Origin of the sequence: Methylobacterium iners (assembly GCF_022179305.1) — a bacterium.
In the GTDB taxonomy this organism is placed as follows: Bacteria; Pseudomonadota; Alphaproteobacteria; order Rhizobiales; family Beijerinckiaceae; genus Methylobacterium; species Methylobacterium iners.
In genome coordinates, this window is record NZ_BPQP01000142.1 from 1 (window position 1) to 1246 (window position 1246).

General features: G+C 65.7%; 1 pseudogene. It reads left to right on the plus strand.

Annotated features, from left to right (window positions below):
- Positions 1-60 precede the first annotated feature (60 nt).
- Positions 61-1163 (plus strand): annotated as a pseudogene (locus MFF55_RS26155) (IS3 family transposase).
- The last annotated feature ends 83 nt before the right edge of the window (positions 1164-1246 follow it).

Sequence of the window (1246 nt, forward strand, 5' to 3'; positions counted from 1 at the left end):
GTTCCGAGACAGACTCTAAGCCGACGCGCCTGTGTCGGGCACATCGTGCGGAGCAGAGCCGTGAAGAAGAGCAGGTTCACTGAGGAGCAGATCGCCTTTGCGCTGAAGCAGGCCGAGACCGGGACACCGGTCGCGGAGGTGCTGCGTCGGATGGGCATCTCCGAGCAGACGTTTTACCGCTGGAAGAAGCTCTACGGTGGCTTGGGCACAGGCGAGCTGCGGCGGCTGAAGCAGCTCGAGGACGAGAACCGCAAGCTCAAGCAGCTCGTGGCCGATCTGAGCCTCGACAAGCACATCCTGCGAGGCACGTGCTCGCAAAAAAGCTCTGACGCCTGCTCGGCGACGCGACCTCGTGTGCCAGGTTCAAGCGGCGCATGGGGTGAGCGAGCGGCGCAGCTGCGTCGCGCTCGGCGTCGGCCGATCGGGCATCCGCTACCGCTCGACCAAGCCCGACCAGGCACCGCAGCGGATGCGCATCTGCGATCTGGCCAAGAGCCGGGTGCGCTATGGCTACTTCCGGATCTACATCAGGCTCGCGCCGGGAAGGTTGGCGGGTGAACCACAAGAGGGTTCACCGCCTCTATCGGGACGAGGGCCTCAGCCTGCGGCTCAAGCGGCCACGCCGGCACGTCAGCGACGCGCGTCGCGAGCGCCAGCCCGCTGCGATCCGGCCGAACGAGCGCTGGTCGATGGACTTTGTCTTTGACGCGCTCTTCGACGGTCGCCGGCTGCGCGCCCTGACAGTCGTCGATGCCTTTATGCGGGAAGCTCTGGCGATCGCGGTCGACCAGGGCATCAAGGGTGAGCAAGTGGCGTCCGTCGTTGGTGAGCTCGCGCTCGTCCGCGGCGCACCCGGCACCATCCAGGTCGATAATGGCCCCGAATTCGTTTCCAAGGCGCTCGACCGCTGGGCCTACGAGAACGGCGTCACGCTGGACTTCTCGCGCCCAGGCAAGCCGACCGACAACGCGCTGGTCGAGTCGTTCAACGGCCGCCTGCGCGACGAATGCCTGAACGCGAACTGGTTCTTGTCGTTGGCCGACGCGAGGAGCAAGATCGAGGCGTGGCGGCGGCAGTACAACGAGAGCCGTCCTCACACTGCCTTGGGGTGGCTGACACCCCAGAAATTCGCCCTGGCGGCGGCCCTGCAGGCCGCCGAATGAGATCCGGAAGCTCACCTCTCGGCCGGACCAAAATCCGGGGGACCCTCAAAGCCGACGATGCACTAATACCGACCCTCTTTGAG